Consider the following 22,463-nt stretch of genomic DNA (forward strand, 5'->3'; position numbering starts at 1 on the left):
TTCCCCCCAAAGGCCTAGTCGGAAAAAGCTAGAACTTGTCGATAGTTAGGGCAACTGCTCTAGCAGTTTTCCAGAGCTCGCTTGAAGCGCTCGATCTCGGTTTCCGGCGATGTGGCGGCGACAAGCGCGCGCACCACGGCCACCGAGCCGACGCCGCTTTGCAGCACCTCGGGCAGCTTGCCGAGGTCGATGCCGCCGATGGCGACCAGTGGGTAGTCGCGCAAGAGCCGGGCATAGGCGGCCAGGCGGGTCGGGCCTTGGGGCGCGGTGGGCATGTCCTTCAACGTGGTCGGGAACACGGCGCCCATCGCGATGTAGCTGGGGCTCAGCGCGTCGACGCGAAGCATCTCCGCATAGCCGTGCGTGCTGAGGCCGAGGCGCAGGCCGGCAGCGCGGATGGCGTCGAGATCTGCTTCGTCGATGTCTTCCTGCCCGAGGTGGACGCCGTAGGCCCCTGCATCAATGGCGACGTGCCAGTGGTCGTTGATGAACAGCAGCGAGGACGTGCCTGCAACGGCGTCGATCGCCGCACGCACTTCACGCTCGACCGCACGCGGGTCGTCGGACTTGAAACGCAGCTGCACCGTGGGCACGCCCGCGCGCGCCATGCGGCCGACCCAGGTGGCGTCGGGCAGCACGGCGTAGAGGCCCAAGGCCTTGGGGCAGGGCGCGAAGGCGTGGTCGCGCGGCCAGGGCTGGATGCCGAAATCGACGGGGTCTTCGGGCCAGGCGGTGGCGTCGAAGCCGAGTCGCGCGCTGCGGGCTTGCCAGGCAAGGGCCAGGCATTCGGCGTCGCATTCGATGAAGCCGAGGCGAAGGCAGGCTTCCTTGGCTGCGCGGTAGACAGGGTCGTCGCGGGTGAATGCTGGCGCGACTTCATCGGTCGCGGCGCCGAAGCGCGCGGTATGGGCGTCGAAGATGGCCTGTGCAGAAGGTGCTGTCATGACTGGTGCCAGAAAGGAGTGCCCAGCACCGGGGTGCTGGGCTGGGCGGACTCTTGTGCGGACATGGCGCCGGCACGGTGTGCGGCGCGGCCGGCCTGCACGGCGTCGGCAAAGGCGCCGGCCATCTCGACCGGGTCCTGTGCCAGTGCCACGGCCGTGTTCAGCAGCACGCCGTCGTAGCCCCATTCCATGACCTGGCAGGCGTGCGAAGGCAGGCCCAGGCCGGCGTCGACCAGCATCGGCACGTCGAGTCGCTCGCGCAGGAGTTGCAGCGCATAGGGGTTGACCGGGCCGCGGCCGGTGCCGATGGGCGCGGCCCAGGGCATGACGGCCTGGCAGCCGACGTCGACGAGGCGCTGGCACAGCACCAGGTCCTCGGTGCAGTAGGGCAGCACCTGGAAGCCGTCGCGGATGAGTTGCGATGCGGCATCGACGAGGTTGAGCGTGTCGGGTTGCAGCGTGTAGTCGTCGCCGATCAACTCGAGCTTGATCCAGGGCGTATCGAACAGCTCGCGCGCCATCTGCGCGGTCGCGATCACTTCCTGCACGCTGTGGCAGCCGGCGGTGTTGGGCAGCACCGGTACGTCGAGCCGGCGCAAGAGTTCCCAGAAGCCGTTGTCGTGGCGGTCCGACGGCGAGGCGGTCTGGCGTCGCAGGGACGCCGTCAGCATCGCGGGCTTTGCGCGCTTGACTGCCGCCTCCAAGACGTCGGGAGAGGGGTAGCGCGCGGTGCCCAGCAGCAGGCGGCTGTGGAAGGTCTGGCCGTAGAGGACCAGCGGGTCATTGGCATTCATGGTGTCTCTTTTCATGGCGCTGTTCTTGTGATGCGGTGTCAGCCGCCGGTCACGGGACGGATCACTTCGACCTGGTCGTCGTCGTGCAACGCGCAGGCGGCATAGCCGGAGCGCGGCACGAATTGCTTGTTGACCGCGGCGGCATAGGGCGGCACCGGGGCCAGCATTGCGATGGCGTCGGCCAGCGTGGCGCCGGCAGGCAACTCGCGGGGGGTGTCGTTGATCAGGATGTTCATTCGGTTTCGAGTTCAAAGCGCGGCGCCAATGCTGAGGCGCTGGTGGCCAGCAACTCCATGGCCGTGTCGAGCATCGCCGGCGCGATCAGGAAGCCATGGCGGTACAGGCCGTTGACCTGCATCACGCGCGGCTGCAGCCATCGGATGGCGGGCAGGTTGTCGGGCAGCGTCGGGCGGCATTGTGTCGCGATCTCGAGGATGCGCGCTTCGGCGAATCCGCTGTGCACCGAATAGGCGGCGCTCAGCAGTTCGAGCGTGGAGCGCACGCTGGCAGGGGACATGTCGTCGGATTCGATCTCGGTCGCGCCGATGACGAACACGCCGTCCGGCTTGGGTGCAATGTAGAGCGGATAGCGCGGGTGCACGAGGCGTGTCGGCCGCCGCAGGCTGACCTCGGGCGCGTGCACGCGGATCACCTCGCCACGCACGCCGCGCAGGGCGGGCCACTGCGGCCTGGCGCCGAGGCCGCGGCAATCGATGATGCGCTCGGATGCACCCGGCTCGAAGTCGCCGGGGGCGCGTGCGCTGTGCCAATGCATCTTCACGTTGGGCAAGGCCTGCAGTGAGGCCAGCAGTGCGGCCAGCAACTGCCGGTTGTCGAGCTGGCCTTCGCCCGGCAGCAACAGGGCTTGTGCGAAGCGCTTGCCGATGGCCGGCTCGATCGCGTCGACGCCGGCCGCATCGAGGCGCTGCATCGCCGGCAAGCCGGGGACCTCGCTCACCGTGCGCGCGAGCACGCCGGCAAAGCGCGCGGCTTCGGGCGCATCCTGGCGATGCCACAGCACCAGCGTGCCTTCGCGCTGGAAGAAGACGGGTTGCGCGAGCGATGCCAGCAACTCGGGCCAGCGCTCGAGCCCGTATTGGCCCATGCGCACCACGGAGGCGGGCGCCACGACCGATTCGGCCAGCGGGGCCAGCATGGCGGCGGCGACGCGCGCGGCGGCGCCGTCGGCTTCCGGTCCGCCGGCATCGTGCAACGAGACCTGGCATCCGCGCCGCGCCAGCGCCAGCGCCAGCAGCCGGCCCATGAGGCCGGCGCCGAGCACCGTGGCCGCGTCGAACGGGAGTGCTTCAGGAGAGTTCATGCGGGTGGTTGATAATTTTGCGAATGACCAACGCTTCCTTGCGCTACGCGCGCGTGCTTTCGATTGCCGGCTCCGACAGTGGCGGCGGCGCCGGCATCCAGGCCGACCTCAAGACCTTCAGCGCGCTCGGATGCTTCGGCATGACCGCGATCACCGCGCTGACCGCGCAGAACACCTGCGGCGTCAGCGGCATCTTCGCGGTGCCGCCGGCCTTCCTGAAGGCGCAGATCCAGGCGGTGGTGGAGGACATCGGCGTCGACGCGGTCAAGCTCGGCATGCTGCACGCGCCCGAGGTGGTCGAGGTGGTGGCCTGGGCCATCGACCACTACAAGCTGCCCAACGTGGTGCTCGATCCGGTGATGGTCGCGACCAGCGGTGACCGCCTGATCGAGAACGAGACGGTGCAGCGACTGGTGAACGAGCTGTTCCCGCGCGCCATGGTCATCACGCCGAACCTGGATGAGGCGGCCTTGCTTATTGGGCGCGAGATCGACGGCGTGGATGGCCTGGACCGCGCGGCCAGCGACCTGCTGGCGCTCGGAGCGCATGCCGTTCTGCTCAAGGGCGGCCATCTGAAAGGCGAGGAGATCGTCGACGTACTGGCAGAGGCAGGCAGCCCGGCGCGGCGCTTCGGCTCGGCGCGCATCGCGAGCCAGAACCTGCATGGCACCGGCTGCACGCTGTCCTCGGCCATCGCGGCGTACCTTGCACTCGGCCACGCGCTGCCCGAGGCCGTGCAGCAGGCGCGTGCCTATGTGATCGGCGCGATGACGGCCGGCGTCGACGTGAAAGTCGGCGCGGGCCACGGCCCGCTCAACCACGGCTTTGCGCCAGTGCCGATGCACCGCCTGTCGCCGACGCCCGGCTGAGCCACGCGGCCACGAAGGTCAGCAGCAGCGTCGGCAGGGCTGAGCCGAACTGCGGCGCCCACTTGGCCAGGCTGTGGTACAGCACGATGCCGACGATCCAGATGGCGGCGGCGCTCCAGTCGACCCGGCGCGTGCCGACGCGGGTCGGCGCCACGCCGGTGCCCAGACGACCGAGGATCACGCCGTACAGCGGCACGAACACGGAACTCAGCAGCAGCAGGAAGGGCTCCAGCGCATGCATCGGCAGGAACAGCGCCAGCACCACGCAGAGTGCGCCGATCAGCAGGCCCCATTGCTTCACGCTCCACTGGGGTAGCAGGCTGTGCGTGGAGACCGCGCCGGAATACACGTCGCCATAGGCGTTGTCGAGTTCGTCGACGAGGATGAGGCCCAGCGCGAGCAGGCCGCCTTGCGCCAGCAGCAGCGCGGTGACCAGGCTGGTGCCGGTGTCCGCCGAGCTCACGACCATCACGCCCAGGGCATAGCACCAGATGTTGGCGACCACGTAGCCGACCCAAGTGCCGCTGAAGGCGCTGCCCAGGCCACTGCCGCTGCGCTTGCCATGGCGCGCGTAATCCGCGACCAGCGGCAGCCAGGACACGGGCATGGCGATCACCAGGTCGAGGGCGCTGAACATGCCCATGCTGCCGTCGCCGGCGCGCGACCAGAAGGCGTCGAAGCCCTTGGCATGCAACTGCCCGGCGAACTGCCAGGTGAGCCAGACCAGCGAGATGATGACCAGCGGCAGCCCGAAGCGGCTGACGAAGCGTCGCACCAGCTTCACCATCGAGCCGGCCAGGAGCGCTAGCAGCACCGCGCCCCAGAGCAGGGTGGTGAGCAGCATGCCGGTCGTGCTGTCGAGTGCCAGCCCGAAAGCCTGCTTGCCGATCGCCTGCGTGCCTTCGCGCATCACGACGATCTCGAAGGTGGTCCAGCCGACCAGTTGCACGATATTGAGCAGCACCGGCAGGCGCGCGAAGGCGCTGCCGTAGGTCGCATGCATGAGGCCGGCGCTGGCCAGTCCGCTCTCGCAGCCGAGCCGAGCGGTCCAGGCCAGCAGCCCCGCGCCGACGCAGGAGCCGAGCACGATCGCCAAGACCGCGTCGCGCGTGCCCACCGCGGGGACGAGGTAGGCCCCGACCTGCATCACCAGCAGGCCGACGCCGAGGCTGAACCACAGCGACGCGTGGTCGTGCCAGCGGAAGGCGCGGGCGGAATCCGGCAATGGCGTGAGGGCCTCGTTGCGGGACGAAGAAGTCGTTTCAGTCAGCTGTGCCATCCATTTGCTCCCTTGCAAAGTGATTGGCAGGTTGCGGTTCGATGGCTGTGAATGCACGCGAGACAACGTGTGGCCGTCGGACCAGCTTCCCTGCGCGAGGATTGCCTCAGTCTTTCTGGTCAATCCATGAAAGACTTCAGTGTTCCCTCCGTCAAGAAGGTTCACCGAACAGGTTCAAAGGGTCTTTTCTCAGCCAGGCCGGCAAGCCGACCCAGCACCCCTAGCGAGTCGGGCATTCTAGGCCAGGATGCGAAATCGAGCGGTGTCAACTCCTGCAATGGCATTCGGCAGATTTTGTGAGGTTGCCGGATGCCTTTCCGGCGCCTGGCAAGGCGAGCGTGCGCGAGCAGGGCATCCTGCCGCGAGAGCGGTTGCGTCCCGGGGTCGTGAGCGAGCGACCAGCATTGCCCCCAGAATCCGCGTGAGAGCGGGCATTCGTCGCTCGCTGTCGTGCTATCCAACCCACTGCGGCATCGCATGCCAAGGAAATCCAGTTCCCTTCAACGGTCAGCGCCCCTGGTTGCGCCAGAGCGGGTGCGCCAACTGCTGGACGCGCTGTACCGCGACGAATCACGCCGCATCTTCGCCACGCTGGTCCGGCTTCTCGGCGATTTCGATCTGGCCGAGGAAGCCTTGCACGATGGCTTTCGCGCTGCGCTCGAACAGTGGCCCATGACGGGCGTCCCCGACCAGCCGCGCGCGTGGCTGGTGTCGGCGGGACGCTTCAAGGCCATCGACGCCATCCGCCGCCGTGCACGCTTCCAGGCGTGGGATGACGCGACGGAGACCGTCGATGCCGCGGTGGACACTTCACCCGCATGGGACGCGGAAGCCGAAGTGCTCGAGGACGATCGCCTGCGCCTGGTCTTCACCTGCTGCAATCCCGCGCTGGCACCGGACGCGCAGGTCGCGCTCACGCTGCGCGCGGTGTGCGGCCTCGCGACCGAAGACATCGCCAGCGCCTTCCTGGTGCCCGCCGCCACGATTGCCCAGCGCATCGTCCGCGCCAAGGCCAGGATCCGCGAGGCCGGCATTCCGTACCAGGTGCCCTCGGCGGTGGAACTGCCGAAGCGGCTGGACGCCGTGCTGCGAGTGATCTACCTGGTGTTCAACGAGGGCTATGCCGCATCCTCGGGCGAGACGCTGACGCGGGCCGACCTGTCGGCGGAGGCGATCCGCCTGGGCCGATTGCTGCTCGACCTGCTGCCGGAACCGGAGGCGATGGGCCTCCTGGCGCTCATGCTGCTGCAGGAGTCGCGCCGCGCCGCGCGTACCTCCGATTCGGGCGACCTGGTGCTGCTCGACGCGCAGGACCGCGGCCTCTGGAACCGCGACCTGATCACCGAAGGTTCCGCGTTGGTGGACCGCGCGCTGGCGTCTCGCCGCATCGGCCCCTATGCGCTGCAAGCCGCCATCGCGGCCGTGCATGCGGAAGCCGCCGACCCCGCCGCGACCGACTGGGCGCAGATCGTCGGTCTCTACGACGTGCTGTCGAGGGTCGAGCCCTCGCCGGTCGTGGCGCTGAACCGCGCCGTCGCGGTCGCCATGCGCGATGGCCCGGCCGCCGGCCTGGCACTCATCGACGGCATCCTGGCGCGCGGCGAACTCGCGGACTATCACCTCGCCCACGCGGCGCGTGCCGACCTCTGCCGGCGCCTCGGCCGCAACGCAGAGGCGCGCGCTGCGTACGAACGCGCACTGGCGCTTGCCCGCCAGGCACCCGAGCGGAAGTTCCTGGAACGACGGCTGGCCGCGCTGCCGGCGTAGGCTGGGCATGCGGCAGGCGATGCATGCGGATACAAATCTCCTGTGCCTGTCGGACCACGGATGTCGATCCGCAGGCCCGCCAATCGACCAGTGGGTGTCCCCTCACCCAACCCCCTGGAGAGTCCCATGAAATACCTGTGCCTGGTCCACGTCGAAGAGGCGCTGCTCGATGCGCTGTCCGACGGCGCGAGCGCTGCCCTGGTCGCCGAATCGATCGCGTATGACGACGAACTTGCGTCGCGCGGACAACTCATCGTTGCGCATGCCTTGCAGCGCGTGAAGCACACCAAGGTTCTGCAGCTGCGGCAGGGAAGAATGTCGCGAACGGACGGACCTTTCGCCGAGACGAAAGAGCCACTCGTCGGCTTCCTCCTCGTCGAGGCCGACGACCTCAACGCGGCGATCCAGATCGCATCGAGGATTCCGCTCGCGCGCATCGGCAGCATCGAGGTGCGGCCCATCGCCTGGGTGCAACGCATGGAGGCTGCTGCGTCATGAGATACCTTTGCATGATCTACGCGACGCAAGCGCAAATGGACGCGATCCCGCCTGCCGAACTTCCCGCCTTCGTCAACGCCCACCTCGACTACGACGACGAGCTGAAAGCCTCCTGCAAGCTGGTCGCCTCCGAGGGGCTGGAATCCTCCGACAAGGCCGTGGTCGTGCGCATGCGCAAGGGCAAGCTGTCCGTGACCGATGGTCCGTTCGTCGAGACGAACGAGCAGCTCGGCGGCTTCTACCTCGTGGACGCTGACAGCGAAGAGGAGGCGCTGCACATCGCCGCAGGCATTCCCTCGGTGCGCGTGGGCAGCATCGAAGTGCGACCGGTGCTTGCGATGCGCGGCGACGCTGCGGGAGGTGCGCAATGAGTGCCGCCAACGCCGGCATCCCTCCGAAGGCGACGGCGCGCGAATGGACCGGGCTCGCCGTCATCGCGCTGCCCTGCCTGCTGTACTCGATGGACCTCACCGTCCTCAACCTCGCGGTGCCGCACCTGAGCGCCGCGCTGCGCCCCACGAGCGCGCAGATGCTGTGGATCGTCGACATCTACGGCTTCATGCTGGCGGGTTCGCTGATCACGATGGGGACGCTCGGTGACCGCATCGGGCGGCGCAAGCTGCTGCTGATCGGCGCGGCCTGCTTCGGCATCGCATCGGTGCTGGCCGCCTTCTCGACCAGCGCCGAAATGCTGATCGCCACGCGCGCGCTGCTGGGCGTGGCGGGCGCCACGCTCGCTCCTTCGACGCTCTCGCTGATCCGCAACATGTTCCTCGATGCGCACGAGCGCACGGTCGCCGTCGGCATCTGGGTGACCAGCTTCGCGGTGGGCGGCGCCATCGGGCCCCTGGTCGGCGGCATGCTGCTGGAGCACTACGGGTGGGGCTCGGTGTTCCTGGTGGGCGTGCCGGTCATGGTGCTGCTGCTGGTGATCGGGCCCTGGCTGCTGCCGGAGTACCGCGACGACAAGGCCGGCCGGCTCGACCTGGCCAGCGTGGCGCTCTCGCTCGTCGCGGTGCTGGCGGTGATCTACGGGCTCAAGCGCATCGCGGAATCGGGCGTCGACGCATGGCCCATCGCAGTGATGGCAGCGGGTGCCGCGACCGGCTTTGCCTTCATCAGGCGCCAGGGCCGACTGGCCGATCCGCTGATCGACCTGCGGCTGTTTCGCGCACCGGCCTTCAGCGCGGCGCTGCTCGTCAACACGCTGGGCTTCTTCGTCGGCTTCGCGGCCTTCCTGCTGATCGCACAGTACCTGCAACTCGTGTTGGGCCTGTCGCCGCTCAAGGCGGGCCTGTGGTCGTTGCCGTCGAGCCTGGCGTTCATCGTTGGGTCGAATCTCGTGCCGCGCATGGTGCGCCGGGTTCGTCCGGGCTTCATCGTCGCGGGCGGCCTGGTGCTGGCGGCCGCCGGCTTCGGGCTGCTGGTGGGGCTGGATCGGGACAACGGCTTGCGGATGCTCGTGGCCGGCTACGTGATCCTGTCGCTCGGGCTGTCGTTCGTGTTCACCCTCGCGGCCGACATGCTGGTGGGCACCGCGCCGCCGGAGCGCGCCGGCACCGCCTCGGCCCTCTCGGAGACCAGTTCGGAACTTGGCGGCGCACTCGGCATTGCGATCCTGGGCAGCGTGGTCGTCGCTGCCTACAGGCGCGCGCTGGCGGGTGCCTCGCTGGACGGCGTTCCCCTTGCGGCTGCGGAGGCCGCGCGGGCCAGCCTGGGTGCGGCAGCGGATCTCGCGGCGGGGCTGGCCGGTCCGGCGGGCGATCGGCTGATGAATGCCTCGCGCGAGGCCTTTGCGCAAGCCTTCGAGCTGACGGCACTCATCAGCGCCGTCGTCGCGCTGGCCGCCGCGTTGCTGGCTTCGATCACGCTGCGCGAAGTCGGAATGCCTCGGGCGGCGCCAGGCTCGTCGCAGGCGGACTCGACTTCGCTGGCATGCGGGCCGCCGGGCTAGATGTCAGGGCTTCTCCTTGATCCTGTTCCTGCAGCGCAGGGTCGAGTCGATCCAGTCCGGCGGCATTGCCGGCTTCCTCGCCTTCGATGGCGCAGGCCAGCCGGTCCGGATGGGTGAGGACTTGGCTGTTCCGGCTGACAGGAAATGCGTGAAACCCGCATCCTGGGTTGGAAGTTTGCAGACCCGATCCCTCAAGCCGCGCGAGGATGTCTTCGTCCGATCTAGCCCGGTGAACAGCTGTCCGGGAAATCAGACCGGCCCATGGGGTCGGCGGCGAAACCAACGCCACTGGTACTTTCGTATCGCGTCAGAATGGCGCCTTCCGAAGTCTTCTTGCCGCCTTGTGCGCCGCACCGTTCATGACCAGTCCCTTTGATTTTTCGATTGCCAGCGTGACCGAACTCGCCATCGCGGACGCTCGCCGCGCCCTGAGCGAAGATGCCGGCGGTGGTGATCTCACTGCCGCTCTCGTGCCCGAAGGCAAGCAGGCAACGGCACGCATCCTGACGCGCGAGGCCACCGTCCTGTGCGGTGCGCCGTGGGTCGAGGCCGTGTTTCGTGAACTGGATACGCAGGCGCGCGTGACCTGGCATCACGCTGAAGGACAGCACGTCGCTGCCGGTGAAACGGTGCTGGAGATCACCGGCCATGCACGCAGCCTGTTGACCGCCGAACGCACCGCGCTGAACTTCCTGCAATTGCTCAGTGCCGTGGCAACGCGCACGGCGACGTATGTCGAGGCGGTTCGCGGCACGCGTGCCCGGATCGTGGACACGCGCAAGACACTGCCGGGCCTGCGACTGGCGCAGAAGTACGCGGTGCGCACCGGCGGTGGCACCAACCATCGGATCGGCCTGTACGACGCCATCCTCATCAAGGAAAACCACATCGCGGCCGCGGGTGGCGTCGGCGCGGCGCTGCGTGCTGCCGCATGCGTCGCGGCACAAGCGGCATTCGTCGAGATCGAGGTCGAGACGCTCGAACAGCTCGACGAGGCGCTGGCGCATGGCGCACGCATGGTGCTGCTCGACAACATGGACCTGCCCACCCTGCGCGAAGCAGTGCGTCGCAACGAGGTCCTTGGCCAGGCGCGCGCCGTGCTGGAGATTTCCGGCGGCGTGACGCTCGACGGCATCCGCACGCTGGCGGAGACCGGGGTCGACCGCATCTCGGTCGGTGCGCTCACCAAGGACGTGAAGGCGATCGACTACTCGATGCGCTTCCAGGAGGATTGAGTGATGGACGGTGCAGTCATCGATGTCGACTACGAGCAGCCCGCAGCGCTGCAAAACGAGGGCGGGCCTGTTTGCGACACGCGGCACGCCTGGGCGCGCGTGCCACCGGAACCCACGCCGTCCGAACGCCTGCAGTTGAAGGACCGCATCCGGCAGTTGCTGCGAGAACGCGATGCGGTGATGGTGTCGCACTACTATGTGCATCCGGACCTGCAGGACCTGGCTGAGGAGACCGGCGGCCTGGTCAGCGATTCGCTCGAGATGGCCCGCTTCGGCCGCGACCATGCGGCCCGCACGCTGGTGGTGTCGGGCGTGCGCTTCATGGGCGAGACTGCGAAGATCCTGTCGCCCGACAAGCGCGTGCTGATGCCCGACCTCGACGCGAACTGCTCGCTCGACCTCGGCTGTCCGGTGGATGCATTCAGCGCCTTCTGCGACGCGCACCCCGACCGTACCGTGGTCGTGTATGCCAACACCAGTGCGGCGGTGAAGGCGCGGGCCGACTGGCTGGTCACGTCGAGCTGCGCGCTCGATGTCGTGCGCGCACTGCATGCGCAGGGCCGCAAGATCCTGTGGGGTCCGGACCGCCACCTGGGTGACTACATCCGTCGCGAAACGGGTGCGGACATGGTGAGTTGGCAAGGCGCGTGCATCGTGCACGACGAGTTCAAGGCGCTCGAACTCGAACTGCTCATGAAGGACCATCCTGCGGCCCGCGTACTCGTGCATCCCGAATCACCCGCCGACGTGGTCGCGCTGGCGGATGCGGTCGGCTCGACATCCGCGATCCTGAACGCTGCACGGCAGATGGAGGCGAAGGAGTTCATCGTCGCGACCGACACCGGCATGCTGCACAAGCTGCGCACGCTCAATCCGGGCAAGACCTTCATCGAGGCGCCGACCGCCGGCAACGGCGCGACCTGCAAGAGCTGCGCACACTGTCCCTGGATGGCGATGAACGGCCTGGCCGACGTGGCGCGCGTGCTCGAGACGGGTGCGGGCGAAGTGCAGGTGGACCCGGCGCTGGGATTGCGCGCGCGTGTACCGATCGACCGCATGCTGGCGTTCACCGCGGGCCTGAAGAAGGGGCTGCCGGCCGGGGGTCTGATCGCCGGGATCGGCGCGGCATGAGCGCTCTTCGCAGCACGAGTCATCTCCTTGGAGCGCGAGGCCCCGAACATGTGTGGAGTGAAAGGCGGCTGGTCGTGACCCAGCGTCACGACAGGAGGCGCGGCTGGCACGACGCCAGCCGCATGGTCAATCCCATGCGCCTTGCGCTTCCTGGCGATCTGAACTCGCCGTAGCCGTAGCCGTAGCCGTAGCCGTAGCCGAACGATAGGACCGGGGACGCGAATTTCGAGTGACTGCGGGGAAGGGTCACTTGACTCGCAGCGGAGATCAGGGAAAGCCCCGGGGTCGTTCAGATGCCGCTTTTCATGTCTGTATGGCGTTGAAAGTCGAGGGTTCTCCCATAGGGTTGTCCCTAGACAGACATGCCACCCCGCGCTCAAGAATTCGCCGGTGTCGCAGTTGCTCACTCCTGACGAACTCCCCAAGTGGGTGCCGGGGAAGCTGCTCGCGTGCAGCGACGACCTGGGGTGGAATGGTGTTGCGCTCCGCGCGTATCGGTACACGCCGCTGGACGTGCCCGTGCCGGCGTTGGCCGACTTCATGATCGTTTCCTACAGGCGCGGCTGTACGCAGATGGAGCGCCGCTTCGAGGGGCAATGGACTCGGACCCAATGCAAGCCGGGCGACATCTCGTTGCTCACACGCTCCCAGGGCTCGCACTGGCACTGGACCGAAGAAATCGACGTCGCACATGCCTATCTTTCCGAGGCACTGGTCTCCAGGATCGCCACCGAGGTGCTCGAACGCCCGGTTGCGGACATAAGGCTGCACGACTTGCTCCAGACACAGGACCCGGTGGTGTCGTGCATCGTCGACACCATGTTTCATGAGTCGGGGAATCGGGGCGTGGGCGGGCCGCTGTACGTCGAGGCCTTGAGCACCCAACTGGTCGTGCACCTGATCCGGAAATACGCGTCGGTGACATACCGCGAGGCGGCCACGCGTGGGGGCTTGCCGCAGGCCGTATGCCGCAGGCTCGTCGAGTACGTCGAGACGCGTCTTCATGAGGGCGTCACCATCGCGGACCTGGCCCGCGTGGCAGGCATGGGTAGCTGGACGCTGGGACAGCGCTTCCGACAGTCGTTCGGCAAGGCGCCGCATGCCTGGATCATCGACCAGCGCGTGGCGCGCGCCCAGAACCTGCTTGCCGAGGGAACGCTGCCCGTCAAGGCCGTTGCGGCGGCCTGCGGGTTCGCCGACCAGGCGCACCTCACCCGCGTCATGCAGAGCAGGCTCGGCCAGACGCCAGCTGCCTTGCGGCGAGGCGCTACCGGACCCGGTTGAAGGCAGGCGGCGGCGCCCACGTTTTTCTTCAAGAGTTTCACCGGGTCGTTCAAGACCCGAAAGGACGCAATCGGTACCTTTGCTCCACGGTCGTTGCCCCGGCCGGAACAAGGAGACAAAGCTGATGAATGCCCCCGTCCACTCGTCCCATCTTTCAAACCCGGACAACGCCGATGGCGTGACGCGGCTCGATGCCGTCGTCATCGGCACCGGTGTCGCCGGCCTGTACCAGTTGCATCGCCTGCGCGAAATGAGGCTTGCCGTTCGCGCCTACGATGCCGCATCGGGCGTCGGAGGCACCTGGTACTGGAACCGCTATCCCGGCGCCCGCTTCGACTCGCAGGCCGAGGTCTATCAATACTGGATCTCCGAGGAGTTGTACAAGGCGTGGAAGCCCAGCGAACGCTTCCCGGCCCAGCCCGAGACCGAGCAGTGGCTGAACTTCGTGGCCGACCGGCTCGACTTGAAGAGGGACATCCAGTTCAACACCCGGATTGCCTCCGCCCACTTCAACGAGGACACGGAGCGCTGGGCCATCACCACCGAGCAGGGTGAGCGCATCGACGCGCAGTACCTCGTCGCCTGTTGCGGCATGTTGTCGGCACCGTTGGCAGAGCGATTCCCCGGGCAAGCCAGCTTCAAGGGCCAGATCGTCCACACCGGTCTTTGGCCGAAGGAAGGCATCGACTTGAAGGGCAAGCGCGTCGCTGTCGTGGGGACTGGCGCGACCGGCATCCAGGTGATCCAGACGATCGCTTCCGAGGTCGGCTCGATGAAAGTCTTCACGCGCACGCCGCAGTACGTGGTGCCCATGAAGAATCCCAAGTACACGCAGGCCGACTGGGATCATTGGAGCGGCCAGTACGAGTTCCTCAAGCAGCGCGTGCAGGGCACCTTCGCGGGCTTCCACTACGACTTCGAGAGCGGGCCGTGGGCCGAGAAGACGCCCGAGGAACGCTTGGCCGTCCTGGAAAGGTTCTGGGACGACGGATCGCTCTCGATGTGGCTCGCGACCTTTCCGGAGATGTTCTTCGACGAGGGTGTCAGCCACGAGGTGTCGGAGTTCGTGCGCGCCAAGATGCGTGTGCGCCTGAACAACGACCCGGACCTGTGCATGAAGCTGATCCCGAGCGACTACGGCTTTGGCACGCATCGCGTCCCGCTCGAGAACAAGTACCTCGAGGTCTACCTGCAGGACAACGTCGAGGCGGTCGACTGCCGCGCCGCGCCGATCGAATGCGTGGTGCCCGAGGGCATTCGCACGGCAGACGGAAAGGTCCATGAAACAGACGTGATCATCCTGGCCGTCGGCTTCGACGCCGGCTCGGGCGCGCTGATGCGCATCGATATCCGGGGCCGCGACGGCCAATCGCTGAAGGCGCAGTGGACGCAGGAGATCCGCACCGCGATGGGCTTGCAGGTGCATGGCTTTCCGAACCTGTTCACCACCGGCGCGCCGCTGGCGCCTTCAGCCGCACTGTGCAACATGACGACTTGCCTGCAACAGCAGGTGGACTGGATCACCGGCTGCATCGCCTACGCCCGCTCGCAAGGCAAGCACGTGGTGGAAGCCACGAAGGAATTCCAGGACCAATGGGTGGCGCACCACGACGAGACTGCTGCTCCCACGCTGGTGGTCAAGACGGACTCCTGGTACATGGGCTCCAACGTTGAAGGCAAGCCGCGGCGCCTGCTGTCGTACATCGGCGGCGTTGGCAACTACCGAAGCCGCTGCGACGATCTGGCCGCGAATGGCTATCCCGGCTTCGCAATGCACTGATCACGCACGGCAGCACTTCATTCCAACGCTTCAAAGGATCCGTCATGACCATCAACACCTACTACGGCCCGGAAGGGCATGGCCCGTACGAGCTGTACGACATCGGCACGCTCGACCTCGAGGAGGGCGGCGCCATCCAGAACTGCCAGCTGGCCGTCGCCACCCACGGCACGCTCAATGCCGCGAAGGACAACGCGATCCTCGTGCCCACCTGGTACTCGGGCACCAGCAAGATCATGGAGCAGGTCTATATCGGAACGGGCCGCGCACTGGACCCGGCGAAGTACTTCATCGTCGTGGTCAACCAGATCGGCAATGGCCTTTCGACCTCCCCGCACAATGCCGGCGATGGTCAGTCAGGTCCCGGCTTTCCGCGCGTGCGAATCGGTGACGATGTGCGGGCGCAGCACAAGTTGCTCACCGAGCGCTTCGGCATCCGCTCGCTGGCGCTCGTCGTTGGCGGGTCGATGGGTGCCCAGCAGACCTACGAGTGGGCCGTGCGATACCCGGACATGGTCAAGCGCGCAGCACCGATCGCCGGCACCGCGAAGAACACCGAGCACGATTTCCTGTTCACGGAAACGCTGGTGGATGCCATCACCACCGACCCTGGCTTCAAGGACGGGAACTACGGCAGTTCCGCCGAGGTCGCGGCGGGATTGAAGCGGCACGCCAAGATGTGGACGGTCATGGGTTGGAGCACGGAGTTCTTCCGCGCCGGGCGCCACCGGGCACTGGGCTTCGACTCGATGCAGGCCTTTGTCGACAACTTCATGACCGGCTACTTCGCGCCGATGGACCCGAATGACCTGCTGGCGATGGCATGGAAATGGCAGCGCGGCGATGTCGGCCGAAACACGGGGGGTGACCTGTCAGCGGCGCTTGGGCGGATCAAGGCGAAGACCTTCGTCATGCCGATCAGCCACGACATGTTCTTCCCGCCCGCGGACTGCCAGGCCGAACAGGAACTGATCCCCGGGAGCGAGTTCCGTCCTGTCGCGAGCATCGACGGGCACCTGGCGCTCTTTGGAACCGACCCGGAGTTCCTGGCCCAGGTCGATACGCACTTGCGCGCGCTGCTGGCGACCTCAGTCTGAACCAGATTCGGCTGTCTGCGTATCAACTGATCTCCGCAGGCTACGTCGTCGAATCAGTCGACCGCAGCGTTCAGACCGCTGCATTGCGAAGACATCTTGCAGCAGTGATGAGTGAAATGTTCGGTGTGCTGAATGGCACCCACGACAACTTGCCGGGCAAGGCGCCGCAGCACGGAAGAGGAGGCAAGTGGGGTTCAGTTCTCGCCCGGCACCAGCACGGTCGGTACAGCCGAATCGGCCAGCCCCGGATAGTCGCGGCTGAAGTGCAGCCCACGGCTCTCGTGCCGTGATTGCGCGGAGCGCACGATGAGGTCCGCCACCTGGACCAGGTTGCGCAGTTCGAGCAGGTCCGGCGTGACACGGAAGTGGCCGTAGAACTCCGCAATCTCCTGTGACAGCAGGGCGATGCGGTGCGCCGCGCGCTCCAGCCGCTTGTTGGTGCGCACGATGCCCACGTAGTCCCACATGAAGCGGCGCAGTTCGTCCCAGTTGTGCGAGATGACGACGATCTCGTCGGCATCGGTGACGCGGCTGTGGTCCCAGGGCGGCAGATCGGGCAGGGCGCGTGGTGGTTCCGTGGCGATGGCCTGCGCGGCCGCGCGCGCGAACACCATGCACTCGACCAGCGAGTTGCTGGCCAGTCGGTTGGCGCCGTGCAGGCCGGTGCAAGCAGTCTCGCCGATGGCATAGAGGCCGCGCACGTCCGTGTGTCCGTCCAGGTCCACCACCACGCCGCCGCAGGTGTAGTGGGCCGCCGGCACCACGGGAATCGGTTCCCGCGTGATGTCGATGCCGAGCAGCGCGCAGCGCGCCAGGATGTTGGGGAAGTGCGTCTCCAGGAATTCCGGGCTCTGGTGCGAGATGTCGAGGTGCACGCAGTCCAGACCGTGCTTCTTCATTTCGAAGTCGATGGCGCGTGCCACCACGTCGCGGGGCGCGAGTTCGGCGCGCGCGTCGTGCGCGGGCATGAAGCGCGTGCCGCCGGCGGACGCGGGCAGCTTGAGTTGTCCGCCCTCGCCACGCACCGCTTCGCTGATGAGGAAAGACTTCGCGAAGGGGTGGTAAAGACAGGTTGGATGGAACTGGATGAACTCCATGTTCGCCACGCGGCAGCCTGCGCGCCACGCGGCGGCAATGCCGTCCCCGGTGGCCGTGTCGGGATTCGTCGTGTAGAGGTAGACCTTGCCGGCCCCTCCCGTGGCGAGGATGGTGTGAGGCGCCCTAAAGGTCAACACGGTGTCCGCAGCCACGTCCAGCGCGTGAAGGCCGACGCAACCCGTGTCCGCCATCCCGAGCTTGGCGCCGGTGATCAGGTCGACGAGCATGTGGCCTTCGAAGAGCGTGATGTTGGGTGTGCGCCGCACCACATCGATGAGGCAGCGCTGCACCGCGGCGCCGGTGGCGTCGGTCACGTGGACGATGCGACGCTCGCTGTGGCCACCTTCGCGCGTGAGGTGCAGCAACCCGTTCTCCTCGGTGAACGGGACACCGAGCGTCTGCAGCCAGGCGATGGCTTCAGGTGCGTGTTCCACGACGTAGCGCGTTGCCGCCAGGTCGCACAGGCCTGCGCCTGCGACAAGCGTGTCCTGCACATGCGATTCGATGCTGTCGCCTTCGGCCAGTACGGCGGCGATACCGCCCTGGGCCCATTGGCTCGCGCCGTCGCTCAGGGCGCGTTTGGTGATGACAGCCACGCGGTGCGTGCGGGCCAGATGGACTGCGGCGCTGAGGCCTGCCAGTCCGCTGCCAACAATGAGAACGTCGAATTCGTGAGTTGCCAAGATTCAACCCGTCCGGAGATGGACGCCATGCCGAGGAAAGTGGCGAACGATACCGGACTTCTGAGTGACGCCTTCGTGCATTTGCGATTCTGCAGCGGAGGCGCGCGACGGTCGTGGCGTCCGGGACCGCGATGCGAGCGACCACTTTCGTCCCTCATCCAGAGGACGACACCGCCAGGTGCTCGCGAGATGATCCGTCGCACTGCAACATATCGCCGCGGACAAGGAGGTTCAGATGACAGTAAGGGCTCTATTCGTCGCATCCTGGGAACAAGCTGGCGGCACCTGCGTTGCCCGGCACGGAATGACCGCCGCCCAGTACCAGGCCGCTTTCGACCAGAACGCGAGCCAGGGCTTCCGGCTGCGCAATGTCAGCGGCTACAGGGTCGGTACGACGACGCGCTACACGGCCATCTGGGACAAGGTCTCGGGGCCCGCCTGGGCCGCCCGCCACGGCCTCACCGCCGCGCAGTACCAGCAAGCCTTCGATGAACATGCCAAGCAAGGCTACCGCCTGAAGATGGTGAACGGCTACTCGGTGGGCACCAGCCCGCGCTTCGCCGCGCTGTGGGACAAGTCGACTGGCGCGGCATGGACCGCACGCCATGGCCTGACCGGGGCGCAATACCAGCAGACTTTCGATGAACTCACGGCGCAGGGCTATCGGCTGCGCTGGGTCTCGACCTATGCCCAGGGCGGCGCGGCGCGCTACGCCGCGATCTGGGACAAGTCGTCCGGTCCCGCCTGGGTGGCGCGCCACGGCCTGGAAGAAGCAGCGTTCCGCAGCGCGGCGCAGGGCTACGTCGCCGACGGCTACGACCTCATCTGCGGCAATGCCGTCACGCTGGGCGGCAAGGACTACTACGCCGCGCTGTGGGAGAAGAAGGCAGTGGCGAGCGTGATGCACCATGGCATGACCGCGCCGACCTACCAGATCAAGTTCGACGACCTGGTGGCCCAGGGATGGCGGCCGGTGTTCGTGGCCGGCTACGCGGGCGAAGACCCGGTCGACGTGGTGCTGCGCTTCCCGGTCCAGGCGCAGTTGCAAAGCCAATGGTGCTGGGCTGCCGTGGCCGCCAGCGTCTCGCGCTACTACGTCCCTTCCACCACCTGGACCCAGTGCCGGGTGGCGAACGTTCAGTGGGGGCGCACCGATTGCTGCGGCACGGGCGCCTCCGGCCCCTGCAACAACCCCTCGGTGCTCGGCACCGCGCTGACCACCGTGGGCCACTTCGATCGCCAGACCTCGGTGCAGGAGTCGCTGCAGACGCTGGAGGACGAACTCGTGGTCGGCCGCCCCCTCTGCATCCGCATCGGATGGTCGGGCGGCGGCGGACACTTCATCGTGGCCTCGGGTGTGGAGGACGACAGCTTTGTCTGGGTGTCGGACGTGGGCGGCGGCACCACCGCGCTGGTGGCGTATGACACGCTGCGCACCAACTACCGGGGCTCCGGCACCTGGACCCACAGTTATTTCACCCATTCCTGACCCCGCAACAGGAGAGCAGCCGTGCCCATCGAAATCCCTGACATGCCACCCGCCATCGCCAAGGCACTGCAAACGGGCCTGCGCAAGTTCGCGGTGCCCGCAAGCCCCGCATCACCCGACGCCACGGCGCCCTCGTCCGTGAAGCCCAGCATCGCGCGCAACAGCCGCGTGATCTCGCGATCCATCGAGGCCGCGCTGGCCGCCGACAAGCCGGGCGGCGTTGGCGCATCGACGATCGTGCTGGGCCTGGACGAACTGGTCGCGAGCAGCTCGCTTCGAAAAGCGAAGGCCAAGCTGTGGGTGCAACTGCTGCCCGCCGGGGAGAGCGGGGAATCGGCCATGGCCGAGGTGGACAAGGCCGCTGCCAAGCTCACTTCCATTGCCGAAGGCCCGGAGGTGAAGGCACTGGCGAAGCGCATCAACGGCCTTGCGGCCCAGCAGACGCGCTCGCCCGTGCGGCAGGAACTGACGTTGATCCGAGTCCCCGCGCTGCACCTGACCGCGATCTGGCTGAAGGGTGCGGCGGGCGAGGCCGACGACGACGTGGTGATCCCGAATGACGGTCCGATCGCACCGCTCGTTCCAGGGCAGCGCTATGCGCTGGCTGAGTTCCAGGGCATCGTCGCGGCCATGGCGGCCGAGCGGCTGGCCAAGACCACCGACGACATGGGCGGTTGAAGAGGGCGTTCCTGCAGGCAGGCGAACCCGATGCGCTATGCAGCCCGTCGATGCAGGGGCCAGATGGCTTTCAGTGCCTCGCCATCGCTGCGATAGGCCTGGCAGGTGTCGGCGAGGGAGGGCTTGGGCAGCGGGCCGGCGCCGGCGTGCAGCGCGCGCAGGCTGCCCCGCTCGCGTCCGAGCGCGAAGAAGCTCTGGATGGCCGTCGTGGCGGCGGGGCCGATCAGTTCGGTGAGGTGGGTGCAGCCCTTGTTGCCGCCGACCAGGCTGCGCACGCGCTTCGTGAAGCCGGGGCCGATCTTCTGGCCGACGAGCACGCCGTAGATCGCGTTGCCTTCGGCGCAGTAGGGCGTGGGCGCGGCTTCGGTGCGCACTTGCAGGGCGCGGATCACCATGCCGCTGTCGACCGTCATGACGATGCGCATGCGGTGCAGGTCTTCGCCCGGACCCAGGGGCTTGAAGAAGAGATCCGAACCGTTGGGTGAGATGTCGCGCATCGTGCTTTCCACGTCGAGCAGGCCATCGTCGCGCAGGTAGCCCTGGCAGATGATCTCGCGGGTGTGGAGCAGGCGGCGGGAAGGGGTGGGCGTCGGATTCGGTGTCATGAACTTCATGCTCGCCGCGGCGGGGCCGATTCGCCCCACCCTGTGTGGGGGGGGCTGCGGCATCGGCGTGACTTTCGGCGCCACCCGTTCGGGGTGGCGGGGCATGCGGTTCCGCGCGGTCTACTCGGTCTCAACCCAGAGACAACCCGCCATCCAGGACCGCACCATGCATGCCCCGAACGCCTTCCACCCTTGCCCCACGCCGCCTGATGTGATCGAGCGGCCCACCGGCCCGCTCTCCATCGACCCGGCGCGAGCTCGCGAAGGCCTGGCGGGCGTCGCCCATATTCCGGAAACCAGCCTGTTTCGCAATCTCGAGACCTCGGCGCAGCGCTACCCGGACAAGACCGCGATCCAGTTCTTCGGCACTGCCGTCAGTTACGCACAACTGCTTGCCGACGTGGAGCGCATGGCGGGCTACCTGCAGGGCGAATGCCAGGTGGCGCGGGGCGATCGGGTGATCGTGGTCAGCCAGAACTGTCCGCAGTTCATCGCGGCCTACTTCGCGATCCTGCGGGCCGATGCGGTGTTCGTGCCGGTCAACGCGATGCTGCTGGCCGAGGAGATCGAGCACATCGTGCAAGACAGCGGCGCCGTGGCCGCCTTCGTGGCCAGCGAGTTGCTCGACCGCGTGGTGCCGCTGGTCGGCAAGGGCGCGCTGCGCAAGCTCGTGGTGCATGCCTATGGCGACGCGTTGGGCGACAACGACCCGACGCTGCCCACACCCGATTGGCTGCTGACCCGCATGTCGGACGTCCAGTTGCCGCAAGCGGCCGAGTCATGGGGCGCCGCGCTCGCACAAGCGTGCACTCCCGCACCGCACCGCGCCGGTCCGGACGACCTGTGCATGCTGCCCTACACCTCCGGCACCACCGGCAAGCCGAAGGCGTGTGTTCACACGCACCGCACGGTGATGACCTCGTGCGTGGGCTCATCGCTATGGCGTCGTACGAACCCTTCGTCGGTGTACCTGGCCGTGGCGCCGCTGTTCCATCTGCTGGGCTTGCAGAACAACGTCAACGGGCCGATCTTCCAGGGTGGCACCATCGTGCTGATGCCGCGCTGGGACCGCGAGGCCGCGGCCGTGCTGATCGAGCGTCATCGCGTGAGCTTCTGGGCCGCGCTGCCGGCGATGCTGGTCGACTTCTTTGCACAACCCGGCATCGAGCAACGCAACCTGAGCAGCCTGTCGGTGGTGACCGGCGGTGGCGCGGCCACGCCGCAGCACGTCAACGACACGCTCAAGCAGGGCTACGGACTCGACTATGTCGAAGGCTACGGCTTGACTGAAACCGCCGCCTTCCTGTGCGCGAACCCGCTCTACAAACCGAAGAAGGCCTGCCTCGGCATCGCCACCTTCGGCGTGGACCTGCGCATCGTCGACCCTGAGAGCTTGCATGAACGGCCGCAGGGCGAGGCGGGCGAGATCGTCGTGCATGCCGCGCAGATCATGCTCGGCTACTGGAACCATGCGGAAGCCAATGCGCAGACCTTCGTCGTCATCGACGGCAAGCGCTTCTTCCGCACCGGCGACCTGGCGAGCATGGACGAGGAGGGCTACGTCTTCATGCGCGACCGGCTCAAGCGGATGATCAATGCATCGGGCTTCAAGGTCTGGCCGGCGGAGGTCGAGGCGGCGCTGCATGCGCATCCGTCGATCCTCGAGGCTTGCGTGATCGGCTCGCCTGACAAGCGTCGTGGGGAGACGGTGAAGGCTGTCGTCGCATTGCGCGTCGGCAGTGAGGAGGACAGCGCCAGCCTGCTGGCCTGGTGCCGCGAGCACATGGCGACCTACAAGGCGCCGCGCATCGTGCAGATCGTCGATGCGCTGCCGAAGAATGCCACCGGAAAGATCGCCTGGCGCGAACTGCAGGAGCAGGAGGCGCGCGACGCATTGGCGGCCCTGCAGGACGAAGCGGCCGAAGCCCATTGAAACTCACCACGACCGTGACCATGA

General features: G+C 67.2%; 20 protein-coding genes. 13 read left to right on the top strand and 7 right to left on the bottom strand.

Annotated features, from left to right (window positions below; translation table 11 throughout):
• Nucleotides 1-59: 59 nt before the first annotated feature.
• From WKW82_RS12785 to WKW82_RS12800, 4 genes are read right to left on the bottom strand one after another with little or no spacing between them, the layout of a single operon-like run.
• Complete coding sequence (locus tag WKW82_RS12785) at nucleotides 60-944, bottom strand: thiamine phosphate synthase (protein WP_340342657.1); 885 nt, start codon at nucleotides 942-944, stop codon at nucleotides 60-62.
• The gene (locus WKW82_RS12790) at nucleotides 941-1,738 is read right to left on the bottom strand and encodes a thiazole synthase (protein ID WP_340342839.1); all 798 of its coding nucleotides are present in this window, start codon (nucleotides 1,736-1,738) and stop codon (nucleotides 941-943) included. The genes WKW82_RS12785 and WKW82_RS12790 overlap by 4 nt, the downstream gene beginning before the upstream one ends.
• A gap of 38 nt (nucleotides 1,739-1,776) precedes the next feature.
• Nucleotides 1,777-1,974: a sulfur carrier protein ThiS gene (gene thiS / locus WKW82_RS12795; RefSeq protein WP_340342658.1), complete on the bottom strand. Its 198-nt coding sequence runs from the start codon at nucleotides 1,972-1,974 to the stop codon at nucleotides 1,777-1,779.
• On the bottom strand, nucleotides 1,971-3,059 hold the full coding sequence (locus tag WKW82_RS12800; protein ID WP_340342659.1) for an FAD-dependent oxidoreductase: 1,089 nt from the start codon (nucleotides 3,057-3,059) through the stop codon (nucleotides 1,971-1,973). The genes thiS and WKW82_RS12800 overlap by 4 nt, the downstream gene beginning before the upstream one ends.
• 23 nt (nucleotides 3,060-3,082) lie before the next feature.
• On the opposite strand from WKW82_RS12800, the gene thiD reads away from it, so the two are divergent.
• Entirely contained in the window at nucleotides 3,083-3,928 is an 846-nt protein-coding gene (gene thiD / locus WKW82_RS12805) for a bifunctional hydroxymethylpyrimidine kinase/phosphomethylpyrimidine kinase (RefSeq protein WP_340342660.1), read from the top strand.
• Here thiD and WKW82_RS12810 read toward each other — a convergent pair.
• Entirely contained in the window at nucleotides 3,873-5,207 is a 1,335-nt protein-coding gene (locus WKW82_RS12810) for a purine-cytosine permease family protein (protein WP_340342661.1), read from the bottom strand. The two genes, thiD and WKW82_RS12810, sit on opposite strands and share 56 nt — an antisense overlap.
• Nucleotides 5,208-5,684: 477 nt before the next feature.
• On the opposite strand from WKW82_RS12810, the gene WKW82_RS12815 reads away from it, so the two are divergent.
• From WKW82_RS12815 to WKW82_RS12855, 9 genes are all read left to right on the top strand, one after another.
• Nucleotides 5,685-6,974 (top strand): RNA polymerase sigma factor, encoded by a 1,290-nt coding sequence (locus tag WKW82_RS12815; RefSeq protein WP_340342662.1) that lies wholly within the window; start codon nucleotides 5,685-5,687, stop codon nucleotides 6,972-6,974.
• A gap of 126 nt (nucleotides 6,975-7,100) precedes the next feature.
• Nucleotides 7,101-7,472, top strand: a complete 372-nt coding sequence (locus WKW82_RS12820; protein WP_340342663.1) for a YciI family protein — start codon at nucleotides 7,101-7,103, stop codon at nucleotides 7,470-7,472.
• Complete coding sequence (locus WKW82_RS12825; protein ID WP_340342664.1) at nucleotides 7,469-7,843, top strand: YciI family protein; 375 nt, start codon at nucleotides 7,469-7,471, stop codon at nucleotides 7,841-7,843. Before WKW82_RS12820 ends, WKW82_RS12825 begins: the two co-directional genes overlap by 4 nt.
• The gene (locus WKW82_RS12830) at nucleotides 7,840-9,426 is read left to right on the top strand and encodes an MFS transporter (protein WP_340342665.1); all 1,587 of its coding nucleotides are present in this window, start codon (nucleotides 7,840-7,842) and stop codon (nucleotides 9,424-9,426) included. Before WKW82_RS12825 ends, WKW82_RS12830 begins: the two co-directional genes overlap by 4 nt.
• 359 nt (nucleotides 9,427-9,785) lie before the next feature.
• Nucleotides 9,786-10,661, top strand: coding sequence for a carboxylating nicotinate-nucleotide diphosphorylase (nadC, locus tag WKW82_RS12835; RefSeq protein WP_340342666.1), 876 nt, complete (start codon nucleotides 9,786-9,788; stop codon nucleotides 10,659-10,661).
• Between the two features lie 3 nt (nucleotides 10,662-10,664).
• Nucleotides 10,665-11,792 (top strand): quinolinate synthase NadA, encoded by a 1,128-nt coding sequence (gene nadA / locus WKW82_RS12840; protein ID WP_340342667.1) that lies wholly within the window; start codon nucleotides 10,665-10,667, stop codon nucleotides 11,790-11,792.
• 390 nt (nucleotides 11,793-12,182) lie between these two features.
• On the top strand, nucleotides 12,183-13,076 hold the full coding sequence (locus tag WKW82_RS12845; protein WP_340342668.1) for a helix-turn-helix domain-containing protein: 894 nt from the start codon (nucleotides 12,183-12,185) through the stop codon (nucleotides 13,074-13,076).
• Between the two features lie 124 nt (nucleotides 13,077-13,200).
• Nucleotides 13,201-14,856: a flavin-containing monooxygenase gene (locus WKW82_RS12850; protein WP_340342669.1), complete on the top strand. Its 1,656-nt coding sequence runs from the start codon at nucleotides 13,201-13,203 to the stop codon at nucleotides 14,854-14,856.
• Between the two features lie 44 nt (nucleotides 14,857-14,900).
• Nucleotides 14,901-15,953 (top strand): alpha/beta fold hydrolase, encoded by a 1,053-nt coding sequence (locus tag WKW82_RS12855; protein ID WP_340342670.1) that lies wholly within the window; start codon nucleotides 14,901-14,903, stop codon nucleotides 15,951-15,953.
• A gap of 194 nt (nucleotides 15,954-16,147) precedes the next feature.
• Here the strand turns inward: WKW82_RS12855 and nadB are convergent, their stop codons facing one another.
• The gene (gene nadB, locus WKW82_RS12860) at nucleotides 16,148-17,734 is read right to left on the bottom strand and encodes an L-aspartate oxidase (RefSeq protein ID WP_340342671.1); all 1,587 of its coding nucleotides are present in this window, start codon (nucleotides 17,732-17,734) and stop codon (nucleotides 16,148-16,150) included.
• Nucleotides 17,735-17,969: 235 nt separating this feature from the next.
• On the opposite strand from nadB, the gene WKW82_RS12865 reads away from it, so the two are divergent.
• Nucleotides 17,970-19,223, top strand: a complete 1,254-nt coding sequence (locus tag WKW82_RS12865) for a papain-like cysteine protease family protein (protein ID WP_340342672.1) — start codon at nucleotides 17,970-17,972, stop codon at nucleotides 19,221-19,223.
• A 21-nt stretch (nucleotides 19,224-19,244) separates the two neighbouring features.
• Nucleotides 19,245-19,901, top strand: coding sequence for a hypothetical protein (locus WKW82_RS12870; RefSeq protein WP_340342673.1), 657 nt, complete (start codon nucleotides 19,245-19,247; stop codon nucleotides 19,899-19,901).
• 35 nt (nucleotides 19,902-19,936) lie between these two features.
• Here the strand turns inward: WKW82_RS12870 and WKW82_RS12875 are convergent, their stop codons facing one another.
• Nucleotides 19,937-20,506, bottom strand: a complete 570-nt coding sequence (locus WKW82_RS12875; RefSeq protein WP_340342674.1) for a DUF2889 domain-containing protein — start codon at nucleotides 20,504-20,506, stop codon at nucleotides 19,937-19,939.
• 166 nt (nucleotides 20,507-20,672) lie between these two features.
• On the opposite strand from WKW82_RS12875, the gene WKW82_RS12880 reads away from it, so the two are divergent.
• Nucleotides 20,673-22,439 (top strand): long-chain-fatty-acid--CoA ligase, encoded by a 1,767-nt coding sequence (locus WKW82_RS12880; protein ID WP_340342675.1) that lies wholly within the window; start codon nucleotides 20,673-20,675, stop codon nucleotides 22,437-22,439.
• The last annotated feature ends 24 nt before the right edge of the window (nucleotides 22,440-22,463 follow it).

The sequence above is a fragment of the Variovorax rhizosphaerae genome (genome assembly GCF_037889975.1).
Classification (GTDB): Bacteria; Pseudomonadota; Gammaproteobacteria; order Burkholderiales; family Burkholderiaceae_C; genus Variovorax; species Variovorax rhizosphaerae.

Coding starts and splice junctions, on each gene's coding strand:
- WKW82_RS12785 (WP_340342657.1), bottom strand. CDS start 944: ATGACAGCACCTTCTGCACAGGCCATCTTCGACGCCCATACCGCGCGC.
- WKW82_RS12810 (WP_340342661.1), bottom strand. CDS start 5,207: ATGGCACAGCTGACTGAAACGACTTCTTCGTCCCGCAACGAGGCCCTC.
- WKW82_RS12825 (WP_340342664.1), top strand. CDS start 7,469: ATGAGATACCTTTGCATGATCTACGCGACGCAAGCGCAAATGGACGCG.
- WKW82_RS12820 (WP_340342663.1), top strand. CDS start 7,101: ATGAAATACCTGTGCCTGGTCCACGTCGAAGAGGCGCTGCTCGATGCG.
- WKW82_RS12830 (WP_340342665.1), top strand. CDS start 7,840: ATGAGTGCCGCCAACGCCGGCATCCCTCCGAAGGCGACGGCGCGCGAA.
- WKW82_RS12790 (WP_340342839.1), bottom strand. CDS start 1,738: ATGAATGCCAATGACCCGCTGGTCCTCTACGGCCAGACCTTCCACAGC.
- WKW82_RS12850 (WP_340342669.1), top strand. CDS start 13,201: ATGAATGCCCCCGTCCACTCGTCCCATCTTTCAAACCCGGACAACGCC.
- nadA (WP_340342667.1), top strand. CDS start 10,665: ATGGACGGTGCAGTCATCGATGTCGACTACGAGCAGCCCGCAGCGCTG.
- WKW82_RS12880 (WP_340342675.1), top strand. CDS start 20,673: ATGCATGCCCCGAACGCCTTCCACCCTTGCCCCACGCCGCCTGATGTG.
- nadC (WP_340342666.1), top strand. CDS start 9,786: ATGACCAGTCCCTTTGATTTTTCGATTGCCAGCGTGACCGAACTCGCC.
- WKW82_RS12855 (WP_340342670.1), top strand. CDS start 14,901: ATGACCATCAACACCTACTACGGCCCGGAAGGGCATGGCCCGTACGAG.
- WKW82_RS12815 (WP_340342662.1), top strand. CDS start 5,685: ATGCCAAGGAAATCCAGTTCCCTTCAACGGTCAGCGCCCCTGGTTGCG.
- thiS (WP_340342658.1), bottom strand. CDS start 1,974: ATGAACATCCTGATCAACGACACCCCCCGCGAGTTGCCTGCCGGCGCC.
- WKW82_RS12865 (WP_340342672.1), top strand. CDS start 17,970: ATGACAGTAAGGGCTCTATTCGTCGCATCCTGGGAACAAGCTGGCGGC.
- WKW82_RS12800 (WP_340342659.1), bottom strand. CDS start 3,059: ATGAACTCTCCTGAAGCACTCCCGTTCGACGCGGCCACGGTGCTCGGC.
- thiD (WP_340342660.1), top strand. CDS start 3,083: ATGACCAACGCTTCCTTGCGCTACGCGCGCGTGCTTTCGATTGCCGGC.
- WKW82_RS12875 (WP_340342674.1), bottom strand. CDS start 20,506: ATGACACCGAATCCGACGCCCACCCCTTCCCGCCGCCTGCTCCACACC.